1 protein-coding gene is annotated in these 855 nt (G+C 64.1%); it reads right to left on the reverse strand.

From position 1 onward, the window contains the following. Positions 1 to 833, reverse strand: an 833-nt coding sequence (locus tag AC1DR7_RS20325; protein WP_478076675.1) for a condensation domain-containing protein, incomplete at its 3' end; no start/stop codon positions are given. Between the last annotated feature and the right edge of the window lie 22 nt (positions 834 to 855).

Genomic DNA, 855 nt, shown 5'->3' on the forward strand with positions numbered 1-855 from the left:
GGGCGGGCTGGCGCATCGGCCAGCTTCGTGTGCCAATAGCCTGCCTGGTCTGCCAGCGCATCATTGGAGAGCCATTGCCGCTGCCAGTGGGCGTAGTCGGCATACTGGATGGGCAGGTCGGGAAGTTCAGCCGGCACGCCGTGTAGGAAGCCGGCATACAGTGCTTGCAGTTCGCGCATCAGCACCATGCTCGACCAGCCGTCCGAGACAATGTGATGCATGTTCAGCGCCAACACATGACGCTGCGTGCCGAGCTGGATCAAGCGAGCGCGGGCGAGCGGGCCTTGAGTCAGATCGAAAGGTGTGGTCGCCTCGAATTCGAGCAATATCGGAAGGATCGCTGCGGCCTCTGCCGCATCGCCCAGAGCATCGAAGGCGAATGGGAAGCTGAGCCCGGCCGGACCGATCTGCTGCATCGGTGTGCCGTCTACGGCAACAAACGAGGTGCGCAGTGATGCGTGTCGCTCCACCAGCGCATCCAGCGCGTTGCGCAGCGCAGCTACGTCCAGCGGCCCCTCCAGTTCCAGCGCCAGCGGCATGTTGTAGGCCGCGCTCGCGCCTTGCATCTGGGTGAGGAACCAGAGCCGCTGCTGGTTGAACGAGAGGGGGACGTCTGCACCCTGCTGGCGCTCGGTGGCAATGATCGCAGGAATGCTCGGGCGCTGTGCACGCGAGACGCTGTCGGCCAGTTCGGCGATGGAAGGAGCGGAGAACACGGACGTCAGGTTGACCTCCGCTTCGAAGCGTTCGCGCAGCAGCGACAGCATGCGCACGGCCAGCAGGGAATGCCCGCCAAGCTCGAAGAAGTTGTCATGGCGACCGACCTTCTCCACGCCCAGGACTTCACTCCAGATC

This window comes from Stenotrophomonas sp. P5_A9 (assembly GCF_056400525.1).